21 protein-coding genes are annotated in these 19,533 nt (G+C 63.0%); 17 read left to right on the forward strand and 4 right to left on the reverse strand.

Features of this window, described 5'->3' with window-relative positions; translation table 11 throughout:
- Nucleotides 1–21 precede the first annotated feature (21 nt).
- From AB1451_03695 to AB1451_03745, 11 genes are all read left to right on the forward strand, one after another.
- Nucleotides 22–843 (forward strand): DUF6502 family protein, encoded by an 822-nt coding sequence (locus tag AB1451_03695; protein ID MEW6682014.1) that lies wholly within the window; start codon nucleotides 22–24, stop codon nucleotides 841–843.
- Nucleotides 840–1,853 carry a DUF5666 domain-containing protein gene (locus AB1451_03700; protein MEW6682015.1) on the forward strand — a complete coding sequence of 338 codons (1,014 nt, stop codon included), beginning with the start codon at nucleotides 840–842 and terminating at the stop codon, nucleotides 1,851–1,853. The genes AB1451_03695 and AB1451_03700 overlap by 4 nt, the downstream gene beginning before the upstream one ends.
- Nucleotides 1,854–1,999: 146 nt before the next feature.
- A complete protein-coding gene (locus AB1451_03705; GenBank protein ID MEW6682016.1) occupies nucleotides 2,000–2,998 on the forward strand; it encodes a serine/threonine-protein kinase in 999 nt (332 codons plus the stop codon).
- 46 nt (nucleotides 2,999–3,044) lie between these two features.
- Nucleotides 3,045–3,935: a hypothetical protein gene (locus tag AB1451_03710; GenBank protein MEW6682017.1), complete on the forward strand. Its 891-nt coding sequence runs from the start codon at nucleotides 3,045–3,047 to the stop codon at nucleotides 3,933–3,935.
- 253 nt (nucleotides 3,936–4,188) lie between these two features.
- Nucleotides 4,189–5,325, forward strand: a complete 1,137-nt coding sequence (locus AB1451_03715; protein MEW6682018.1) for a cytochrome c3 family protein — start codon at nucleotides 4,189–4,191, stop codon at nucleotides 5,323–5,325.
- A gap of 34 nt (nucleotides 5,326–5,359) precedes the next feature.
- Nucleotides 5,360–7,000, forward strand: coding sequence for an outer membrane protein assembly factor BamD (gene bamD / locus AB1451_03720; protein ID MEW6682019.1), 1,641 nt, complete (start codon nucleotides 5,360–5,362; stop codon nucleotides 6,998–7,000).
- 52 nt (nucleotides 7,001–7,052) lie between these two features.
- Complete coding sequence (locus tag AB1451_03725) at nucleotides 7,053–7,358, forward strand: Rieske 2Fe-2S domain-containing protein (protein MEW6682020.1); 306 nt, start codon at nucleotides 7,053–7,055, stop codon at nucleotides 7,356–7,358.
- Between the two features lie 32 nt (nucleotides 7,359–7,390).
- Nucleotides 7,391–8,287, forward strand: coding sequence for a hypothetical protein (locus AB1451_03730; GenBank protein ID MEW6682021.1), 897 nt, complete (start codon nucleotides 7,391–7,393; stop codon nucleotides 8,285–8,287).
- Nucleotides 8,288–8,363: 76 nt separating this feature from the next.
- Complete coding sequence (locus tag AB1451_03735; protein ID MEW6682022.1) at nucleotides 8,364–10,049, forward strand: cytochrome C; 1,686 nt, start codon at nucleotides 8,364–8,366, stop codon at nucleotides 10,047–10,049.
- A gap of 77 nt (nucleotides 10,050–10,126) precedes the next feature.
- Nucleotides 10,127–10,534: a hypothetical protein gene (locus AB1451_03740; protein MEW6682023.1), complete on the forward strand. Its 408-nt coding sequence runs from the start codon at nucleotides 10,127–10,129 to the stop codon at nucleotides 10,532–10,534.
- Nucleotides 10,535–10,590: 56 nt separating this feature from the next.
- Nucleotides 10,591–11,013, forward strand: coding sequence for a DUF4168 domain-containing protein (locus AB1451_03745; GenBank protein MEW6682024.1), 423 nt, complete (start codon nucleotides 10,591–10,593; stop codon nucleotides 11,011–11,013).
- Nucleotides 11,014–11,019: 6 nt separating this feature from the next.
- On the opposite strand, the gene AB1451_03750 is transcribed toward AB1451_03745, so the two are convergent.
- Nucleotides 11,020–11,820 carry a YdcF family protein gene (locus AB1451_03750; GenBank protein MEW6682025.1) on the reverse strand — a complete coding sequence of 267 codons (801 nt, stop codon included), beginning with the start codon at nucleotides 11,818–11,820 and terminating at the stop codon, nucleotides 11,020–11,022.
- A 188-nt stretch (nucleotides 11,821–12,008) separates the two neighbouring features.
- Between AB1451_03750 and rplM the strand changes: the two genes are divergently transcribed.
- The 4 genes from rplM (at nucleotide 12,009) to argJ (ending at nucleotide 15,264) form a co-directional block, all read left to right on the forward strand.
- Nucleotides 12,009–12,464: a 50S ribosomal protein L13 gene (gene rplM, locus AB1451_03755; GenBank protein ID MEW6682026.1), complete on the forward strand. Its 456-nt coding sequence runs from the start codon at nucleotides 12,009–12,011 to the stop codon at nucleotides 12,462–12,464.
- The gene (gene rpsI / locus AB1451_03760; GenBank protein ID MEW6682027.1) at nucleotides 12,464–12,853 is read left to right on the forward strand and encodes a 30S ribosomal protein S9; all 390 of its coding nucleotides are present in this window, start codon (nucleotides 12,464–12,466) and stop codon (nucleotides 12,851–12,853) included. The genes rplM and rpsI overlap by 1 nt, the downstream gene beginning before the upstream one ends.
- A 132-nt stretch (nucleotides 12,854–12,985) precedes the next feature.
- Complete coding sequence (gene argC / locus AB1451_03765) at nucleotides 12,986–14,044, forward strand: N-acetyl-gamma-glutamyl-phosphate reductase (GenBank protein MEW6682028.1); 1,059 nt, start codon at nucleotides 12,986–12,988, stop codon at nucleotides 14,042–14,044.
- Nucleotides 14,041–15,264, forward strand: a complete 1,224-nt coding sequence (argJ, locus tag AB1451_03770; protein MEW6682029.1) for a bifunctional glutamate N-acetyltransferase/amino-acid acetyltransferase ArgJ — start codon at nucleotides 14,041–14,043, stop codon at nucleotides 15,262–15,264. Before argC ends, argJ begins: the two co-directional genes overlap by 4 nt.
- A gap of 174 nt (nucleotides 15,265–15,438) precedes the next feature.
- On the opposite strand, the gene AB1451_03775 is transcribed toward argJ, so the two are convergent.
- From AB1451_03775 to hpnC, 3 genes are read right to left on the reverse strand one after another with little or no spacing between them, the layout of a single operon-like run.
- A complete protein-coding gene (locus AB1451_03775; protein MEW6682030.1) occupies nucleotides 15,439–15,774 on the reverse strand; it encodes a 4a-hydroxytetrahydrobiopterin dehydratase in 336 nt (111 codons plus the stop codon).
- Nucleotides 15,774–16,634: a squalene/phytoene synthase family protein gene (locus tag AB1451_03780; protein ID MEW6682031.1), complete on the reverse strand. Its 861-nt coding sequence runs from the start codon at nucleotides 16,632–16,634 to the stop codon at nucleotides 15,774–15,776. Before AB1451_03780 ends, AB1451_03775 begins: the two co-directional genes overlap by 1 nt.
- Nucleotides 16,631–17,548: a squalene synthase HpnC gene (hpnC, locus tag AB1451_03785; protein MEW6682032.1), complete on the reverse strand. Its 918-nt coding sequence runs from the start codon at nucleotides 17,546–17,548 to the stop codon at nucleotides 16,631–16,633. The genes AB1451_03780 and hpnC overlap by 4 nt, the downstream gene beginning before the upstream one ends.
- A 101-nt stretch (nucleotides 17,549–17,649) precedes the next feature.
- Here hpnC and purT point away from each other — a divergent pair, with 101 nt between their 5' ends.
- Nucleotides 17,650–18,849, forward strand: coding sequence for a formate-dependent phosphoribosylglycinamide formyltransferase (gene purT, locus AB1451_03790; GenBank protein MEW6682033.1), 1,200 nt, complete (start codon nucleotides 17,650–17,652; stop codon nucleotides 18,847–18,849).
- A 127-nt stretch (nucleotides 18,850–18,976) separates the two neighbouring features.
- Nucleotides 18,977–19,516, forward strand: coding sequence for an ester cyclase (locus AB1451_03795; GenBank protein MEW6682034.1), 540 nt, complete (start codon nucleotides 18,977–18,979; stop codon nucleotides 19,514–19,516).
- The last annotated feature ends 17 nt before the right edge of the window (nucleotides 19,517–19,533 follow it).

Consider the following 19,533-nt stretch of genomic DNA (forward strand, 5'->3'; position numbering starts at 1 on the left):
TTCCCAAATATGAAAAAGGACATGAGCCAGGCCCTTTCGGCCGCGATTCGAAAGTTGCTTCGCCCCGTAATTCGCATCCTGCTGAGGAACCACGTTTCCTTCGGAGTGTTTTCAGACCTGGCGAAACGGGTCTATGTAGAAGTGGCCATGGAGGAGTTCGGATTGCCCGGGCGAAAACAGTCCGTTTCCAGGGTGTCCATCCTGACCGGTCTATCCCGCAAGGAAGTGGGGCGCGTCAGGCATCTGCCCATCCCGGATGACGCGGAGGCTGTCGGGCGCTACAACCGGGCGGCTCGGGTAGTGACCGGCTGGGTCCGAGACGAGGCCTTTTCCGACGGACAGGGAAACCCGGCCGTTTTGTCCGTGGAAGGAACCGGGGCCACCTTCGCCGAGTTGGTCCGGCGGTTCAGCGGGGATGTACCGGCCCGGGCGGTCTTGGACGAGCTGTTGCGAAACGGCCTGGTGGGGCGTCGGGGGGAGGGCAAGGTCCGCCTTCTGGCCCGTGCCTATGTCCCACGCAGGGAGGAGACAGAGAAACTCAGCATTCTGGGAACGGATGTATCGGATCTGGTTCGCACCATCGACCATAATCTTCGCGCCGGGGAGACCGAGGCCCTCTTTCAACGCAAGGTCGCCTATGACAACCTGCCCGAAGAAGTCCTGCCGCAACTGAGAGAGCGCACCCGCGAGCGAGCGCAGGCCCTCTTGGAAGAGATGGACCGATGGCTTTCACAACATGACCGAGACCTGAATCCTTCCGCCCAGGGGACAGGGCGAAAGCGTGGCGGCATCGGTATTTATTATTTTGAAGAAGAGTTCCCGGAGGGAGGAAGGGGAAAATGACGCGCATGTTTTTGAAGAGGATGTTAGTTCTGGTGCTGCCCATAGCGGTCCTGGTCTCCTGTAGCGCCGACAATAGCACGTTTTCGGGCGGCGGCATCGGCGGCACGGGAGTCACCGTGGGCCCCATTACGGGATTCGGCAGCATTTTTGTGAATGGCGCCGAGCTGGACATCTCCAACGCCACCGTGACCTTGGAGGGCGTGGATGACGATTCAGGCGATCCCAATCGCAGTCTGAAGTTGGGGATGGTGGTGGTCGTGCGTGGGAACTTCAGCCCGGACGGCCTCACCGGCGTGGCCACCAGCGTGGCCTTCGAAGACAACCTGGAAGGCCCCGTAGATAGCGTGGACGCGGGAAATCAATTGACAGTGCTGCGTCAGACAGTGGTCGTGAATACCTCCACGGTTTTTGACGGGTTTAACGCTCTGAGTGAGCTGAGCCAAGGCGAGATGGTGGAGGTCAGTGGTCTGGTGGATGCCAACGGAAATATTCTGGCCACCCGAATCGCGTTCAAAGGGGACGACTTTAATGCTGTCGGGGAACTCGAGATCAAGGGGACTATCCGGAACCTGGATACCACGTCGAAAACTTTTGTGATTGGAGCAGCGACAACTCCCCTGGTAGTGCAATACACCGGGGCCGAGCTGAAACTTGAAAATTCTCCCAATGGCGTGCTGGAAAATGGTCTGTTCGTGGAAGTGGAGAGCAAACAACCTCCGTCGGGCGGGGCCATCCAGGCCAGTGAGGTCGCGGTGAAGAGCCCCTTCTCCGACTCCCTGGGCGAGGAAGGTGATCATGTGGAGATCGAGGGCTTTGTGACGGAGTTCAGCTCGCTTGATCAGCCCTTTAAGGTGAACGGCATTCTCGTCCTGACCACTGCCGCCACCGTGTACGAACATGGCTCGGCCATCGACGTGGCGAACGGTGTGCGACTGGAGGTGGAAGGGACGTTGGATGCCGACGGTGTTCTGACGGCGGTGAAGGTGGAGTTTGAGGACAGCAGCGGATAGGAGAGCCGCGATGATGGCGGAGACGCGCTCGTGACGTTCCTGAAGGGATCTCCAAGAGTAGCCCTCGGCGGGGCCGTTGTGGAGCGGGAGGCGGTATTCGTTTAGCGTGAGGCTGCCGGATCACGTTTCACCGGATCACATTTCAAATGTGGGCGCATAGCAGCAAGAGGGGCGAGCAAGGAGAGCGGGAAGAACAGCCAAAGCCCAAGTACGCGCGCTGGAACCTTGAACCGGGCGCATCGATCGCGGACGGACGCTGGGTCGTCAAGCGGCTTGGCGGGGGAAGCCGGTACGAGGTCTACCTGGTCTGGGATGAAAGGCTTTTTGCGCTCATGGTGGCCAAGATCCTACGTCCGGACCAAGCCGAGGATGCCCGGGCACTGGATGAACTCAGGCGCGAGGCTGAGGTGCTCGAAAGACTGGCTCATCCGGTCCTCGTGCGGAGCTTCGGAACCGTTGTCGCGGGTTCCTATCCCCACATCTTGCTCGAGCATATCGAAGGTCCCACTCTCGACAGGCTGATCAATCGACACGGGCAACTTCCGCTCGAACAACTTCTCCCGCTCGCTCTGCATATGGCAGCGGTTCTGCACTACCTTTCAGTCGAGGGCTTTGTTCACCTGGATGTGAAGCCCGGCAACATCATGATGGGCATACCGCCTCGGTTGATCGACTTGAGCATCGCTCGATCCGCGGAGAGCGCCAAGCTGCTCCGGGCCCCAATAGGCACCGACGCCTATATGGCTCCGGAGCAGTGCGATCCAAAGTCCTTTGTGGGATGCATGGGCACTGCAACGGATATGTGGGGCCTGGGGGCGACTCTGTATCATGCAGCCACTGGACGGCGGCCCTTCGTTCGCGCTCCCGCAGCTCGGGACAACACCGATCCCGGGGTCCGCTTCCCGCAACTGGTTGATGCGCCCGGTCCGTTTCCGAAGGGCATTCCTGCGCCCCTTGGGGACCTCATTTTGAGGATGCTGGATCGAAATCCTGCCGCACGGCCAGCGCCCGCAGAATTGCCCTTGGTATTGGAGCCGCTTGTTGCTGGGCTTTCAGGTGGGATCAGGGTTTCCAAGCTCGGCATCCACGCTCGGTCCAGTACCTCAAAATGGATCGATGCCGTGGTTGCGCCGTCAGAACGATAGGGCTGCTCGACGTTCATGAACCAACTTTACCGAAGAGGAGAAGGCCATGACTAACGAATCCTGGCAGGGAGCTGCTGCGACCTACCTTCGGCTCGCTGGTGAAGAAGCCGACCAGGAGGAAGGGACGTGGAGGTCACGGGTGTTGCGGGTGGGAACTGTGTTCGCGACGATCATGGTGGCGTTTGGCTGCGCAAGCGATGATGGGAGTTCCGGGTCGGCCTTGGCATTTAAAGCTGATGGTGACGGTGATGCGGACACCACCGCCACGGCCACTGGGACTGGCCCCAATACGGCGACCGCCACGGCGACTGGAGGCGGTGATGACGGAACGGGTACTGGAACCGCCACGGGTACCGGTCTCGACACAGCGACGGCTACGGGCACCGGAACCGGGGGACCTGGCACCGCGACCGCGACTGCGACCGGTGATGGGAATGCCACGGCTACCGACACCGCCACCGACCCGAATACGGTCGACGGCACCGGGACCAACACGGCGACGGGGACGGGCCTCGACACGGCGACGGCTACGGGAACCGGGACCGGGGGGCCAGGCACTGCCACGGCCACCGCGACTGGTGACGGGAACGCCACCGCCACCCTGACAGCCACCGACCCCAATACCGCTGAGGGAACAGCCACTGGTACGGACACCGGAACAGGCCTTGACACCGCCACAGCCACCGGAACCGGAGCGGGGGGTCCGGGGACGGCCACTGGCACGGCCACTGCCACAGGGAATGCCACGGCCACTGATACCGCCACAGCCACCGATGTAAACGCGGTTGACAGCAGAGTCACTGCTGACGGAGATCTGACGGCCACGAACATCCAGACCGGGATGCCCAATACATTCACTGACACCGGTACTGGCACATGGACAGGCCCTGATCCGAACGATACGGGTACTGGCACAGGAACTGGAACGAACCTTTGATCAATGCATACAGGGAAGTTGGCCTGACCGTGCTGGATTTCGGGCAGAAGAAGTTGGGACGGAACCTGGAACGGGTCTACCCGCTCCTGTATCGGAAACGTAATCCTCAACGTAATTGGTCTGTTTCTGAGGACTCGCGTACGCGCAGGACAGGTTGCCCGCGTTGGTATAAACTTTGCTACTCAAACTCTAACGCCGCGCTGTGTAAGAGCGGCGGGGTATAGCCGATATTGAGAGCGCCGGGAGCGCCTACATGATAGAAAGTCCATATGCAGGACGTTGGGGCACGCGACTCGCAATCTCCGCGATTATTGGACTCCTGATCTGGGTCATCCACGGGGCGTTGGCTGGACAGGCCGCGCCTCCAGGGCAAGTATTCAACCACGACCGGACCCTGTTTCCGCTTACCGGGCAACACCAGCGGTTGGAATGCGAGGCCTGCCACACTGGCGGCCGGTACGAGAGCCTGCCTACGCAGTGCGGGTCCTGCCACAAAGCGCCCGCCAGACATGTGGTCGATCAACGGACTGCCGCAGCCGCGGGCGGGTGCGACGCGTGCCACGACACCACCGACTGGAGCCGCGCGAGTTTCGTCCATACCCCTGCGATGACCGGCGGGTTGTGCAGTACTTGCCACAACGGCCAGCGAGCCGTGGGCAAGCCGGCCGGCCACATCGCCACCACCGCGGAGTGCGGCACCTGCCACACCACCACCAGTTTCGCCGGCGCGGGATTTCAGCACGATGCCACGACCGCGGGCCGGTGCGACACGTGCCACAACGGACGGACCGCCGCGGGTAAACCCTCTGGGCACCTTGCGACCACCGCGCAGTGTGATCAGTGCCACAATACCAGGAGTTTTGCCGGCGCGGGATTCCAGCACGATGCGACGGCGGCAGGCCGGTGCGACACGTGCCACAACGGGCGGACCGCCGCGGGTAAGCCCTCCGGACACATTGTCACCACCGCGCAGTGCGATCAGTGCCATACCACGACGAGTTTTGCGGGGGCGACGTTCCGTCACGACGCGGCGACGACCGCAGGCCGGTGCGATACCTGCCACAACGGGCGGACCGCCACGGGCAAACCCTCCGGTCATCTGGCGACGACCGCGCAGTGTGATCAGTGCCATCGCACCACGGGGTGGACGCCGGCGACGTACACGAGTCACGACAATCCCCGCTTGATCGGCGGGCACGCGGGCCTGGACTGCAAGATCTGTCACCCCCAGGCGTTCACCTCGGTGTTTTATCGCGACGGGGTGCAATTCGGGTTCTGTTCCAACTGCCACAAGCGCGACTACGACCCCGTAGACCACCACAAGAACGTCAGCCTGCAGGTCAACGCGAACTGCGCCAACTGTCACGAGCATGCGGGGTATCGGTTCTAACGCGAGGCGCGGAATCGGGTGGTGGGCGGTGACGGTGCTGAGCGTAACGATCCTCCTTCAAGGATGCGGGGGCGCGAGCAGGCGAGTCCCCCCGTCGCCGAGGTTCGCCAACGCCGAGATCGAGGCCGCGTACAAGAACGGTGAGTCGGCGTTGCTGAACGGCGACTACGTCAGAGCCCGGCGTGTTTTGATGCAGATCATCTCCCAGTACCCTGGCGAGAACGACCTCGCGCAGGTGCAGTGGCTCATCGCGAGGACCTACGAGCTGGAGGGTCGTTCGATCGAGGCCATCTCGGAGTACAAACGATTTCTCACCAACTTTCCCGACCATCCCAACGCGCCGGACGCCGATGATCGGCTCCGTCTGCTCGAAAAGGCGGCGCGGCCGAAACCGGCGCAAGCGGTCCGAATGGTCGGGGCCTTGTCCACGGATTACGAATTTGGCAAGGACCTGACGCCCGATCCGTTGACCACGTTGAACCGGGTGACCACGCGTCTGGACGCCCAGGTGCGCAATCTCGACGCCGGCCAGGGCAAACTGGTCTTCAGCGGGCTTCGATCGTTCGACTTGGAAGACAGTCGCAATGATCGTGCCCGTCTCCAGAAGCTCTACGGCGACTGGCGCAACGCGGTGGATACCTTCTCGGTGCGGGCAGGACGGCAACCCTCCACCCCGGGATCGCTCTCAACGCGGTATGACGGCGCGGAGATCCATTACCGGGTGATACCTACGGTGGCGCTGAATGCGGCGGCGGGATTTCCAGTGGATCTGTCGACCAGCGGCGCGTTTTCGACGGATACGCGGTTTTACGAAGCTGGCGTCAGCGTGGCGGACCTCAGCGGCTCCACCGGCCGCGTCTACGCGGTACAGCAGACGGCCGGGAGTGTCGTGGACCGGCAAGCCGTCGGCGGAAATATTCAAGGAGTCTGGGGTCGTTTTGGGTTCAATGGGAACCTCGACTACGACACGAGTTTCGGCGAGTTCAACGATCGGTTTCTCTCCCTGGATTACGCGTTGAAGGAATCGCTTCATATCGCGGTCGCGCAGGATATCCGAAACGACCCCTACCTGCAGATGAGTACCGCGCTCCAGGATCCGACGGCAATCACCCCCGGAATCGGATCCCTGGAGGAATTCGTGGACCTGGTTGGTGAAGACGCGGTCCGCAATTTGGCACAGCTCCACACGATTGATTCGACGGACACGCGGGTAGGCGTTCGATGGACGATCGATGAGCACTGGACCTCGACCGCGGATTACGCGTACACCACGAGCCGCATCACACAGGCGGACGGAAGTCGGATTCGAACCACGTTCAACCGCCTCTCCGGGTACCTGGCGCAATACAACGCCTGGCGTCTTCCCGACTCGGCGTCGGTGTTGGTCATTTTCCAAGACGGCTCCGATCTCGCGACGGATACACTCTCGCTCACGGCCGGGGAGCGCATCGCCCCGGCCACGACGCTGCAACTCAAGGCGCGCGTGGAGTACACCAATTTTAAGAACGGGGGGACGGGTGACTCGATGCGGTACGTCCCCGGGTTGGTGCTCGACGTGGCGCCCGCGAGGTTTCTCTCCGTGACGGCCGAGGGCGAGTACACGATCGAGAACCGATTTCACGAGCCCGGACGCACGGCGATCTTTTCTCGCCTGAATGTGACGCTGCTGTTTTAGGAGTGCGCTCCCGCAGGGGGCGGATAGGGACAACGAACAGGGAGGAACGGAGATGGCGAGGGAATATGCGGTGGCGAAGGTCAGCGAAGTCGGTCCCGGTCAACGCAAACTCGTGGCGGTAAATGGCGCGAAGGTCGTGTTGATCAACCAGGGCGGGACGTATTACGCGATCAACAACGAATGTCCGCACGAGGGCAATCCGCTGTGTGACGGCGAAATTAAGGACTGCACGCTCGTGTGCCCCACGCACGAGTGGGAGTTTTCGCTGAAGACCGGCGAGGCCGATGACCATCCGGGGTTCGAGGCCCAAGTGTATCCCGTGCGCGTGGACGGAGCCGAATTGAAGATCACGATGTGAGCGCACTCGTGTGAACTGAAAGGACTCAGGATATGGATGCCACACTGTCGTCAGCTGAGGCCGCGCCGATCCGTCTGCAGTGGATGCGGCCGTCGTCGGGTGTACTCGAGACTTTCAAGTATGTGGGCTTTGCTCTGATCTGGGGCGTGGGGCCGCTGTACGTGATGACGTACGAACCGTATGCCTCGAAGTCCCCGTTCGGCATCGCACTCGGCATCACGGGGCTTGTCTGTATGCTGGTTGGAGCCGGGATGTACTCGCTCCGCAAACGCGCGGCGCGCTTCAAGAAAGTCGGCAAACTCTCGGGCTGGCTCTCGGCGCACATCGCGCTCTGCCTGGCGGGCCCCACGTTCATCATGTACCATGCCACGTTCAACGTTCTGGCGCCGAACTCGGGCGTCGCAATTTACAGCATGCTGATCGTCGTGGGCAGCGGGCTCTTCGGTAAATACATTCACGGCCACGTACTGCAGACGCTCGGCGGCGAACGCGCTGGCCTCAGACAGATCGAAAAGCAGCGGAGCCTGATTGATCTCGAAGTCGCGGGTCAGAGCGGAGTGCCGCAGAAACTGCTGGACAAGATCCAACAATTCTTCGAGGTCCGAACCGCCGTAAAGGACGTCGGCGTAGCGAAATCGTTCTACCTGCTGGCGAAGCTGGACGTGCTCGAGCGCGCCATTCTCCGGCAGGCTGCCGAAGAGTTCAAGGCCGGATTGCTGATGCGCCGCGACCTCAAGCCCCAGCAACGCGGGATGCTGGAGGTGGGGGGCCTTCAGGGGCTGGCGGTCAAGACCGGGTTTGAGAAGCGCATCGCATTGGTCGAGGCCACGGAGCGCGCGTTTCGGTTCTGGCACCACTTGCACCTGCCGCTGCTCGTCGTGCTGGTTGTCACCGTCGTCTTCCACCTGACGGCGGTCCTGCTATTCTAACCGTGTGCGGCTGATCCCTGGGCGGGCTGGTCGCCCGCTTCTCCTGCTCCTCCTGCTGGTTTCGGTTTGGCCCGCCATGGCCTATGGCATCAGCCTGTTCAAGGGCGTGATGCCCGGTAAGGTGGCCGAGCCGCACGTCAAGGTCGAGGAGAAGTGCTTCGAGTGCCACGCCGCCCTGGGCAGGTCGTTCCAACCCAAGTGTGTCATCTGCCACAAAGAGGTCGGTGCAGACCTGGCGAACACGCGCGGGTTTCACGGGAAGACCGACACCGCCAAGTGCGAGGTCTGTCACAGCGAGCACAAGGGCCGCGCCTTCCAGTTGGTCACGTTCGATAAGAAAACATTCGACCACCATAAGACCGAGTACCCGCTTGCGGGCAAACACCTGGAGGTCGCGTGCGACAAATGCCATCAGAAGCCCAAATTTCGCGAGACTCCGCGGGTGTGCTACCGATGCCATCAGGACGACGACTACCACAAAGGCACGCTGGGAAAGGAATGCGAGCAGTGCCACGTCGATACCTCGTGGAAAGAAATCCGTTTTGACCACGACAAGACCGACTTCCCGCTCGACGGGAAGCATGAGCCGGTCAAGTGCGAGCAGTGTCATACCAAGGAGTTGGACGTCAAACAGACTCCTACCGCGTGCGTGGCGTGCCACAAGAAGGCCGACCCGCACAAGGACATCTTGGGCGAGAAGTGCGAATCGTGTCACACCGACCGGGATTGGAAAACATCGATCATCTTTAACCACGACAAGACGGACTACCCCCTGACGGGAAGGCACCGCGACACGAAATGTTTAGACTGTCACAAAACCCCCAGGCTCCAAGAAACTCCGCAGGTCTGCTACACCTGTCACAAGAAAGACGACCGTCACAAAGGGAATCTGGGCATGCAGTGTGCCGACTGCCATACCACTGCCGACTGGAAAAAGTTTCGCTTCGACCACTCCAAGACGCGCTATCCGCTCGTGGGGAAGCACGTCGAGGTCGGGTGCGATCAGTGTCACGCGGGCGAGCGGTACCAGAACATTCCGATGGAATGCGCTGGGTGTCACAAAGCCGATGACCCCCACAAGAACAAACAATTCAAGAATATCTTGGGCTTGAAGTGCGAGACGTGCCACACGGAACGCGACTGGAAGAAGCCGACCTTCGACCACAACAAGACCGACTTTCGGCTCCTCGACACACACCGCGAGACAGAGTGCCTTGCGTGTCACACCACGCCCAAACTGGACCAGACGCCGACCACGTGCATCGGCTGCCATCGCAAGGATGATGTACACAAGGACAAGCTCGGAAATCGCTGCGAGACCTGTCACGACGCCAAGACCTGGAAGAAGGCGCCGACCTTCGACCACCAGAAGACCGAATTTCCGCTCAGAGGCAAGCATGAGCCGGTCGAGTGTAAGACGTGCCATCGGACGCAACTGTTCGCCGATACGACGAAGGTCTGTTTTGAGTGCCACAAGAAGGACGACGACCACAAAGGGAAGTTCGGCACGAAGTGCGAGCGCTGCCATACCGACCGAACGTGGGAGCGGAAAGACTTCGATCATCGCAAGGAGACCGGCTACGCCCTGCAAGGAGCGCACGGGAAGGTCAAGTGCACGGAGTGCCACATCCGGCCGCTCTTCACGACCAGGACTCCGACCGTCTGCGGCGTTTGCCACCGCAACGACGACCTCCACGACGGGGCGCTCGGGCCGCGTTGCGACAAGTGCCACACGGTTGTCGAGTTCGCGATTAGGCGATAACACGCGCCTCCGCTTGACCCGACGTGGGGCTTGCCGTAGGATGCGGCCGGTTCAATGGCCATTCCGAAGGCCATTCCATGACGGCGACCACACTGATCGAGGAGGGCATGACCCGGAGCGCGGCGGCGGTGTTGGCCGGCTATTTTCTGTTGGCCGTGTCCATTGCGTCAAAGTTCTGGTTGATCCGGTATTTTTCCCCCCAAATATTGCCCGCACCCGGCGAAGACGTGTTTCCGCATCCCGGATGGCTCCTCGCCCTGTTGGGCTCGGACGTCGCGCTCATGATTGCGGCGGGGTACGTCACCGCCAGGGTCGCTCGTCGCGCGCCGATCGCTCACGCGGTGGTCCTGGGGGCGGTCATGGTGGTGCTCGGCCTGACGTGGATGCTCGCGTTCCGGGGGTGGCTTCCGCTCTGGTACCAGGTGGTGCTCGTGTCCCTTGCGATTCCGGCCGCCGCAACCGGCGGGTCCTTGCGGGGCGGGTAGCGACCGCGGGGACGCGGAGTCTTCCGCGGATCCCCGGCGCAGAAAAGGAGGGTTCGATGACCGGTCGGTGGTTACGCAACGCGTTTCTCGCGGGATGGGTGATCTTCGCGCTGGTTGGCGCCGCTGTCGCAGCCGATCCGACGAACACGATGTCGGAGTTGGAGCGCTATGTGCGGATTCAGATCGAGATCGGCGCCGCGATGAAGGAGTTTTTCTCCACCATGGGACCTGGGGCCGGCAGCCCGCCTCCCAGTGAGCGGGAGGCGATGGTGGCGCAGATCGATCAGACGGTCGCGAGTATCCTGAAGAAATACGGCCTCACCACCGAGGAGTACAACGCCCGCAAGCGCGAGGTGTTCAGCGATCAAGACGCCGTCAACGCGTTTTTGGCCCAGCACCCCGACCTGAAGGCCCAGTGGGAGGCCCTGCCGTTCAGGGGTGGCGGCGGGCACGGTCGTTCTCGACCGCCTGCGGAGTGACCTCGGCTAGTCCGACGCGGCCTTCCCTGCCAAGTCGTAGAGCCACAAGCCCACCCATTCGTTGATCGCGCGCGTGCTGTGGTGCAGGTTCCGGATATCCGGAAGGTATTCTTTGATCCCGGATTCGCGCGCGCCTGCGAGGTATCCGCAGGGGAACGCCGCGGGCTCAAACCCATGCTGTTTGAACAGCGCCATCGCACGCGGCATGTGGAGGGCGGACGTGACGAGGGCAATGCGCACGCGTGCCCCCAGGAGCTTCTTCGTCTCCACCGCGTTTTCGTAAGTGGTTCGGGAGCGGGATTCGATCTCGATCGTCGCGGGCGAAGGCCCGAACGTCTGCAGCGTGCGGGCCATGATCTCGGCTTCGGGGGTGTAATCGGCGAACGGGTCCGCGTTGCCGCCGGACAACACCAGCACCGGCGCGAGGCCCTGCGTCACCAGGCTTCGACCGCAGAGCAGCCGTTCGAGCGACGCCGGCTGGAGCTGGTCCTCGGCGCGCAAGCCGCCCCGTCGACTGACGCCTCCCGCGAGGACCACGACCGCGTCGTACCAAGGCTTGGCCGGCGGCTTTTCGATCCGGGCGGGTTCGGGATAACGGTGCTCGAGCGTGCGGGCCAGCGTGCGGGCCACTGGAGGGAGCGACAGGCCGTACGTCAGCACCAGGGCCGCCACCAGGCAGGTTTGCAGCAATCGGCGGCGGCCGCGCCATAACCCGAACAGCGCGAGGACCAGCAACAGCAGAATCCAACTCAGCGGGTAGACGGCGATTTTGACGATCTTGTACGCGGCGTAGACGAACGAGGACATTGAATGGTCACCGAGTCGGCCGAGCACGCTTGTAGCAGAAAACCGGCCAATGATCAAAGGGAGCAACGTTCCGGACCCGGGTACGAGCGGCTGGGACGGCGGTAGAATCTCCTTGACAAGCGACCGCAATTTTTGTGTTAATACCTGCTTTGCAAGCTCGGGTTGACGATGGAACAGGGGTGTTTCTGATGAGCAAGACGTTTTCAGCGAAGAAGGCCGACGTGAAGGCGGCCTGGCACCTCGTGGACGCGGACGGCCAGATTTTGGGACGGCTGGCCACGCAGGTGGCGATTTTACTGCGGGGCAAACACAAGGCGATTTTCACCCCGCACGTGGACACCGGCGATCACGTGATCGTGATCAACGCCGACAAGGTCCGGCTGACCGGCGACAAATTGCGGCAAAAAATCTATCGCCGCCACAGCGGGTATCCCGGGGGGCTCAAGGAAGTGTCGGCCGGCATCCTGCTCCGAGAGAAACCGGAGCGGCTCGTGACCCTGGCGATCAACGGCATGCTCCCCAAGAATAAACTCGGGAAACACTTGGCCACCAAGCTGCGCGTGTACCGGGGCGCGACGCACCCGCACGTGGCGCAGGCCCCTCAACCGTTCACGCTCAAGACCCGCCAGCAAGGAGGCGCATAATGGCCGCTCCATTCTCCGGAACCGGACGTCGCAAGAGCGCGGTCGCGCGGGTGATCCTTCGGCCGGGCAACGGGATGATTCTGATCAACCAGCGGCCCTACGAGGAATATTTCCCTCGCGACGCGTGGAAGTTCCAAGTGCGACAACCGCTTGAAGCCACCAGCCTGATGGGCCGGTACGACGTGTCCGTGAACGTCGCGGGCGGAGGGTTGAGCGGTCAGGCGGGCGCGGTCCGCCACGGCATTGCGCGCGCGCTGCTGGAGGTCAACGGGACCTTGAGGCCGCGGCTCAAAGCCGACGGACTGCTGAGTCGGGACCCGCGGGTCAAAGAGCGCAAGAAGTATGGGCAGAAGGGCGCCCGTCGGCGCTTCCAGTTTTCGAAACGGTAACGACCTCAACCAGGATCGATCAAGGGGAAGGTCAACCGGCCTTCCCCTTTTTCGTGGAATCGACGCGCGATGTCCCGGCGTGGGCCGAATGATCATGGCACCCTGGGTGAGGGCGTTGCGCTGAGAAGGCGGATGGCACAGGCCAAACCGATTCGGGTCGCGGTGGTCGGCGCCACGGGATACACCGGCGGCGAACTGCTGCGCCTTTTGGTGGGCCACACGGGGGTGCGGCTCACCGTGGTCACCTCGGAACAGTCCGCGGGCAAACCCGTGTCCGAGGTGTTCCCCTCGCTCGCAAGGGTGATCGACGCGCCGCTCGTCGCGTTCGACGCGGAGAAGGTGGCGGCGAACGCCGACGTGGCGTTTGTGGCCCTGCCGTCCGGCGCGGCGATGGATGCGGCGGCTGCGTTGTGCGGCTTAGGGTGTCGGGTGGTGGACCTCAGTCCCGACTACCGCTTCGTGGAACCTGCGGTGTACCAGCGCTGGTACGGAAACCCTCACCGGTATCGCAAACTTCTGGGCCGTGCCGTGTACGGCTTGCCCGAGCTGCACCGCCGCCAGATCGTCAAGGCGCGGCTGGTAGGGAATCCCGGCTGTTACCCCACCGGTGCGATCATCGCGCTCGCTCCGCTCGCGCGCAAAGGGCTTCTGAAGCCCAGTTCGCCCGTGATCATCGACGCCAAATCCGGGATTTCCGGTGCGGGTCGGGGAGCCGCGCTGCCCTATCATTATCCCGAGGCCAACGAGGGGCTGATGGCCTACAAGATCGGGCGGCATCGACACCAGCCGGAGATCACCCAGGAACTCGGTCGCCTCACCGCGCCGGCCCCGTCGGTCGTCTTTACCCCGCACCTGACGCCCATGACGCGAGGCATTTTCTGTACGATCTACGTGGAAACCGCCAAGGCGCTGACGCCTGAACGCGTGGTGGCGCTCTATCGCGCCGCGTATCGCGATGAACCGTTTATTCGCGTGCTGGAACCCGGCGAGTCGCCGCAGACCAAAGCGGTGTGGGGCTCCAACTACTGCGATCTGGGCGCGGCGTCGGCTCCCGAGACCGGATGGGTGATTCTTATGACAGCGATCGACAACTTGGTGAAGGGTGCGGCAGGTCAAGGCATCCAGAACATGAACCTCATGTGCGGGTTCCCCGAAACCCAGGGGCTGTCCGCTCCGCCGGTGTTTCCGTGACGCGGCAGGCCGACGCGCCGGTCCACGTGTCTGGGGGCGTCACCGCGCCCAAGGGATTTCGTGCGGCGGCGGTGTCCGCTGGGATCAAGAAGCGGGAGCAGCCCGATCTGGTGCTGCTGGTATCGGACGCCGAAGCGTCGGTGGCCGGGGTGATGACCACCAACCGCATCAAGGCCGCTCCGCTCCTGCTCGACCAACCGCGGATCAAACGGGGGCGCGGCCGCGCCGTGGTGATCAACAGCGGGTGCGCCAACGCGTGTACAGGCGCCGAGGGACTCGAGGACGCGAAGGAAATGATCCAGGAAACGGCTCGCGCCCTTGCCCTGGACGAGCGCGACGTGCTGGTGGCGTCCACCGGCGTGATCGGTGCGCGGTTACCTATGGATCGCGTCAAAGCCGGCATCATCCGCGCGGCGGCCCAGCTCACCCCGTCGGGCGGCCCGCAGGCCGCAACCGCCATCATGACCACCGACACCATGCCCAAGGAGATCGCGATCCGCGAAGCGAGCGGACGCATCGCCATCACCGTGGGCGGGATGGCCAAAGGGGCCGGCATGATCCACCCCCAGATGGCGACCATGCTCGCCTTCATCACCACCGACGCCGCGGTGCCCTCCCGCACGCTGCAGACGTTGCTCAAGCGAACCGTGGCCTCGACCTTCAACACGATCGACGTAGACGGTGAAACGAGCCCCAATGACCTGGTGTTGTGTTTCGCCAACGGTCTGGCCAAGAACCCCCCCCTCACCTCGGGCGCGGGCCTGGCCAAGTTCGAAGGATTGCTGCACCAGGTCTGTGAGCGCCTGGCGCTGATGATCGTCCGAGACGGCGAAGGCGCCAACAAACTGGTGACGCTGCGCGTGACCGGAGCCGCCAACGCCGTGGCCGCCAAACGCGTGCTGGAGGCGGTCGCGCGTTCGCCCCTTGTGAAGACCGCGTGGCACGGCGAGGACCCGAACTGGGGTCGAACCATTTCGGCCATCGGCAACGCGGGCGTGCCGGTCAAACCCGAGCGCATCGCGTTGCTCGTGGGACCGGTCGCGGTGGTGAGGCACGGCGTGGGGCTCGGACCGTCCGCTGAAGCGGAAGCCGCCGTGATCTTGAAGCAGGCCGAATTTAGCGTGACGGTGGACTTGGGTCAGGGCAAAGGCGAGGCCATCGTGCGTACATGCGATTTGTCGCAAGAGTATGTGCGCATCAACGCCGCGTATCGATCCTGAGGCGAGTGGCGCCACGAAGAAGTGGCGCCAAGCCACGAGCGCCGCCGAGACGGTGAGGCGGCCGTGGCACCTTAAGAGAGCGACAACACAGCAGCTCGCGGCGCCTTGCATCCGCCGCCTTCTTGACGCTCAGCGGTGGCAGAACCGTGTGACCGGAAGATCAAAACCTCACGATTAGCCGTGGTAGGCGCGGTCGGCCTTCGCAGCTAGATAGAAATCACTCTCGGTCAACCCGTTAATTTTGTGGGTCCAGATCTCGATGCGGCAGCGGCCCCAGCCGATGTGGAGATCAGGGTGATGGCCTTCGCGTTCCGCGATCTCACCCACGCGGTTGGCGAAAGCCAGGGCGTCGGCGAATTCTTTGAATTGAAACGCGCGTTCGATCCGCGTGCTCTCGTGCGTCGCGGTCCAGCCGGGTTCCAGTTCTTTCAATAACGCGTCGACCTTGTCGCGCGGGAGCGGCGGTACGCCGCCGCGGCAGGGGATACACGCATTGTCTGCGAGTCCCATCAGATCCTCCTTTCCCGTGACGATGCCGGGCGAGCCAAGCGGACGCCCACCCAACTCGTCAACGCGATCGCGGCTTTGGTTGAGGTGTTGAGTCGCACCGGCTTGTCGAACAACCGGTAGCCCGACGCCTCGATCCGGTCCAATAGCGCTTCATAGGTTCGTCCCATGATTTCCGGCACCAGCAGGCGGCGCGGGTCGGGCAGGAGCATCCGGGCGCGCTCGTGCGCGTCGCGCGCGCGTCGGCATTGGAATGCCATCAAGCGCTCGAACGCGGGCGTGTGTCGGCACGCCAACAGGTCGTCTTCGGAATACTCGAACGCCGCGAGGTCTTCCAGGGGCAGGTAAATCCGGCCCAGGGCCGCGTCGGCTTTGACGTCCCTGATGATGTTGGTGAGCTGCAAGGACAGGCCCCGCTCGATCGCGTAGCGTTGCGCGGCCTCGCCGTCAACGCCGAAGATTGGCAGGCACAGGAGCCCCACGGTTGATGCCACGCGGTAGGTGTAACGGGACAATTCAGTAAACGTCTGATACCGGGGTCGGCCGATGTCCATGGCCACGCCCAGCAGCAACTCGTCGAAGTGCTCGCGGGGGAGGTGGTACGCGTTCACAACCGGCGCCAGCAGCATACCCACCGGGGTCTCGGGCGTGCCCTGATAAATGCGATCCAGCTCGCGGCGCCAGGTGAGCAGGCCGGCGCGCGCGGTATCCACCGAGTCCGCGTGGTCCACCGCATCGTCCACCGCGCGGCAGAACGCGTACACCGACTGGAGGGCGCGCCGTTGCGGCCGCGAGAGCACCAGAAACGCGTAGCGGAAATTGCTGGCGTGCGACGGCGGCTTGACGACGTCCGCGACGGTCATTGCGCGCTCTTGGCCGGTGAGAACAGGGCGGCCCGCGCGAGCAACGCGGTTTTGGATCCCAACCCCAGCGAGGGCCGCCTGCGGAACACGTCGTACCGCGCGGCCTCGATCCGTCTGAGAATCGCGGTGCCCCCGAGCCACACCAGCCGCATCTCGAACGACAGATCGCGGCCCACGCGATCGAGCAACGGCCGTCCCTGATCGAACAGACTGCGGGTGCGCTCCACCATGTCGGCCATGAGGCGCACAAACGCGTCGTCAACCACCCCGGCGCGCAATTGTTCCTCGCTGTAGCCGTGTCGGGCCATGTCTTCCAGCGGCAGGTAGATCCGGCTCTTTTTCGCGTCGATCGCCAGATCCTGCCAGTGGTTGGTCAACTGGAGCGCGGTGCAGATGGCGTCCGACCACTCGTGGATGTCAGGGTCGCGGTAGCCGAACACGGAGAGCACCAGTCGGCCCACCGGGTTGGCGGACAAGCGGCAGTACCCGAGCAGGTCATCGAAGGTCTTGTAGCGATCGACCACCACGTCCATCTTGAACGCCATCAACAGGTCTTGAAAGGGTTCGACCGGCAGGCGGAAGGTCTCGATCGTGTCCTTGAGCGCGATGAACACGGGGTGCTGGGGTTTACGCCACATGCACTGCAGGAGCTGGCCCTCCCAGTTCTCCAGCAGCGGGAGCCGCAGGTTGTCGAGGTACTGGCCTTCGTCGGCAAAATCATCGGCCGTGCGCGCGAACGCGTAGATGGCCCACAGATATTTGCGTTTGTCGTCCGGCAGGAGCCATGAGCCCACCGGGAAGTTCTCGTAGTGGGTTCTCGCGAGCATTTCGCAGTGCGCAAAGGACTCCTCCAGGCTCCAGACCTTCTCTTCCTGAAGCCCGAAGTCGCGCGGGACTTGGGGGAGGCCGCTCACATCGTGGTCATAACACAGGCCTTCTCAAGGGGTCAACGAGCCAGCTTCCGCAGCCCGCCCGCACCGTGTTATGATCGCCCCCTCTCCTTGGAGGTTCACGCATGCGAATCGGCACCCCGCTGAGCCCCTCGGCCACGCGCGTGATGTTGCTGGGCGCGGGCGAGCTGGGCAAAGAAGTCATCATCGCGCTGCAGCGCCTGGGCGTGGAAGTCATTGCGGTGGACCGCTATCCGAACGCCCCAGGCCACCAGGTGGCGCACCGCCATCACGTCATCAACATGGCCGATCCCGCGCAGCTGCGGGCTGTCATCGAGCGGGAGCGGCCGCATCTGGTGGTGCCGGAAATCGAAGCCATCGCGACCGAGGCATTGGTCGAGATCGAGCGCGAGGGCTGGACCGAGATCATCCCCACCGCGCGCGCCACGCGTCTCACCATGAACCGCGAAGGGATTCGCCGCCTGGCCGCCGAAGATCTGAAGCTGCCCACGTCGCGCTACGCGTTCGCGGAAAGCCGCGACGCGTTGCAGCGGGCGATCGACTCGGGAATCAGTTATCCGTGCGTGGTCAAGGCCGTGATGTCGTCGTCGGGGAAGGGCCAATCCGTGGTCAGATCCCGCGAGGACGTGGATCCGGCCTGGCAGTACGCCATGACCGGCACGCGGGTGCAACACGGGAAGGTGATCGTCGAGGAACTGATCGAGTTTGACGTTGAGATCACACAACTGACCGTGCGTGCAATCGGCGAGTCAGGCAAGGTCGAAACGTTCTTCTGCGAGCCCGTGGGCCACGTCCAGATCAAAGGCGACTACGTTGAAAGCTGGCAGCCGCAGGTCATGACAAAGACCGCGCTCGTCAAGACGCGCGAGATTGCCGAACTCGTGACCGACAACCTCGGCGGCCGCGGCATCTTCGGCGTGGAACTCTTCGTCAAGGGCGATCAGGTCCTGTTCTCAGAAGTAAGCCCCCGGCCGCACGACACCGGCATGGTCACCATGATTAGCCAATGGCAAAGCGAGTTCGATCTGCACGCGCGCGCGATCCTGGGGTTGCCCGTCTCGACCACCTTGCGAGCCCCTGGCGCGAGCGCGGTAATCTACGGCGGGGTAGAAGCCAAAGGCATCGCGTTCGAGAACGTGAACCGCGCGCTGGAGGTGCCGAGCGCGGAAATCCGGCTCTTCGGCAAGCCCGAATCCTTCACCAAGCGCCGCATGGGCGTGGCGCTGGCGATCGGGAAGGACACGGACGAAGCGCGGCAACGTGCGAAATTGGCCGCGAGCCTAGTAAAGCCGGTCGTGACGTAACCCCATCTCCAAATATAGGGAGGCCGACCATGAAGCGCTGGGCCTTTCTTGCCATGGGCCCGATTGGGACATTCGGACAGGCAACGGTTGTTCACACCTGCTCAAGTTAGCCGGGAAGGAGTCGGTCATGAACACGAAGCTTCCGGTAATGATCGCGGTGCTGCTTGCATGGATACAGGTCGGCTGCACGGATTCCAAGAGCGCGGCTGAGTTGGCGAAGGTCAGGATGACGGAGCAGATGGAACAGGCGAATCTGGCGACCTTCGACGATCTGGATTTCAACGTCTTTTCCGGTCAGAAGTGGGACGAGCTCGGCAAGAGCCATTCCAAGGACATCATCGTTCACTGGCCCGACGGCCGGACCACCACCGGGATCGAGCCGCACATCGAAGACCTGAAGGCTATGTTCGTGTTTGCGCCCGACACGCGGATCAAAGAGCACCCGATCAAGATCGCATCGGGCGACCGGACCGCGGTCATGGGAGTCACGGAGGGGACCTTCACTCAGCCGATGCCGATCGGCGACGGTAAGACCATCCCGCCGACCGGCAAGGCGTTTAAGGTGACCATGGTCACGATCGGGCACTGGAAAGACGGTGTGATGGACGAGGAATGGTTGATGTCGGATAACCAAACCTTCATGAAACAGATCGGCCTGGCTCGATAGCCCAGGCCGTCCAGAGC

Source organism: Nitrospirota bacterium (genome assembly GCA_040757335.1).
Lineage (GTDB): Bacteria > Nitrospirota > Nitrospiria > 2-01-FULL-66-17 > 2-01-FULL-66-17 > JBFLXB01.

Coding starts and splice junctions, on each gene's coding strand:
- AB1451_03695 (MEW6682014.1), top strand. CDS start 22: ATGAGCCAGGCCCTTTCGGCCGCGATTCGAAAGTTGCTTCGCCCCGTA.
- AB1451_03700 (MEW6682015.1), top strand. CDS start 840: ATGACGCGCATGTTTTTGAAGAGGATGTTAGTTCTGGTGCTGCCCATA.
- AB1451_03705 (MEW6682016.1), top strand. CDS start 2,000: ATGTGGGCGCATAGCAGCAAGAGGGGCGAGCAAGGAGAGCGGGAAGAA.
- AB1451_03710 (MEW6682017.1), top strand. CDS start 3,045: ATGACTAACGAATCCTGGCAGGGAGCTGCTGCGACCTACCTTCGGCTC.
- AB1451_03715 (MEW6682018.1), top strand. CDS start 4,189: ATGATAGAAAGTCCATATGCAGGACGTTGGGGCACGCGACTCGCAATC.
- AB1451_03725 (MEW6682020.1), top strand. CDS start 7,053: ATGGCGAGGGAATATGCGGTGGCGAAGGTCAGCGAAGTCGGTCCCGGT.
- AB1451_03730 (MEW6682021.1), top strand. CDS start 7,391: ATGGATGCCACACTGTCGTCAGCTGAGGCCGCGCCGATCCGTCTGCAG.
- AB1451_03735 (MEW6682022.1), top strand. CDS start 8,364: ATGGCCTATGGCATCAGCCTGTTCAAGGGCGTGATGCCCGGTAAGGTG.
- AB1451_03740 (MEW6682023.1), top strand. CDS start 10,127: ATGACGGCGACCACACTGATCGAGGAGGGCATGACCCGGAGCGCGGCG.
- AB1451_03745 (MEW6682024.1), top strand. CDS start 10,591: ATGACCGGTCGGTGGTTACGCAACGCGTTTCTCGCGGGATGGGTGATC.
- AB1451_03750 (MEW6682025.1), bottom strand. CDS start 11,820: ATGTCCTCGTTCGTCTACGCCGCGTACAAGATCGTCAAAATCGCCGTC.
- rplM (MEW6682026.1), top strand. CDS start 12,009: ATGAGCAAGACGTTTTCAGCGAAGAAGGCCGACGTGAAGGCGGCCTGG.
- rpsI (MEW6682027.1), top strand. CDS start 12,464: ATGGCCGCTCCATTCTCCGGAACCGGACGTCGCAAGAGCGCGGTCGCG.
- argC (MEW6682028.1), top strand. CDS start 12,986: ATGGCACAGGCCAAACCGATTCGGGTCGCGGTGGTCGGCGCCACGGGA.
- AB1451_03775 (MEW6682030.1), bottom strand. CDS start 15,774: ATGGGACTCGCAGACAATGCGTGTATCCCCTGCCGCGGCGGCGTACCG.
- AB1451_03780 (MEW6682031.1), bottom strand. CDS start 16,634: ATGACCGTCGCGGACGTCGTCAAGCCGCCGTCGCACGCCAGCAATTTC.
- purT (MEW6682033.1), top strand. CDS start 17,650: ATGCGAATCGGCACCCCGCTGAGCCCCTCGGCCACGCGCGTGATGTTG.
- AB1451_03795 (MEW6682034.1), top strand. CDS start 18,977: ATGAACACGAAGCTTCCGGTAATGATCGCGGTGCTGCTTGCATGGATA.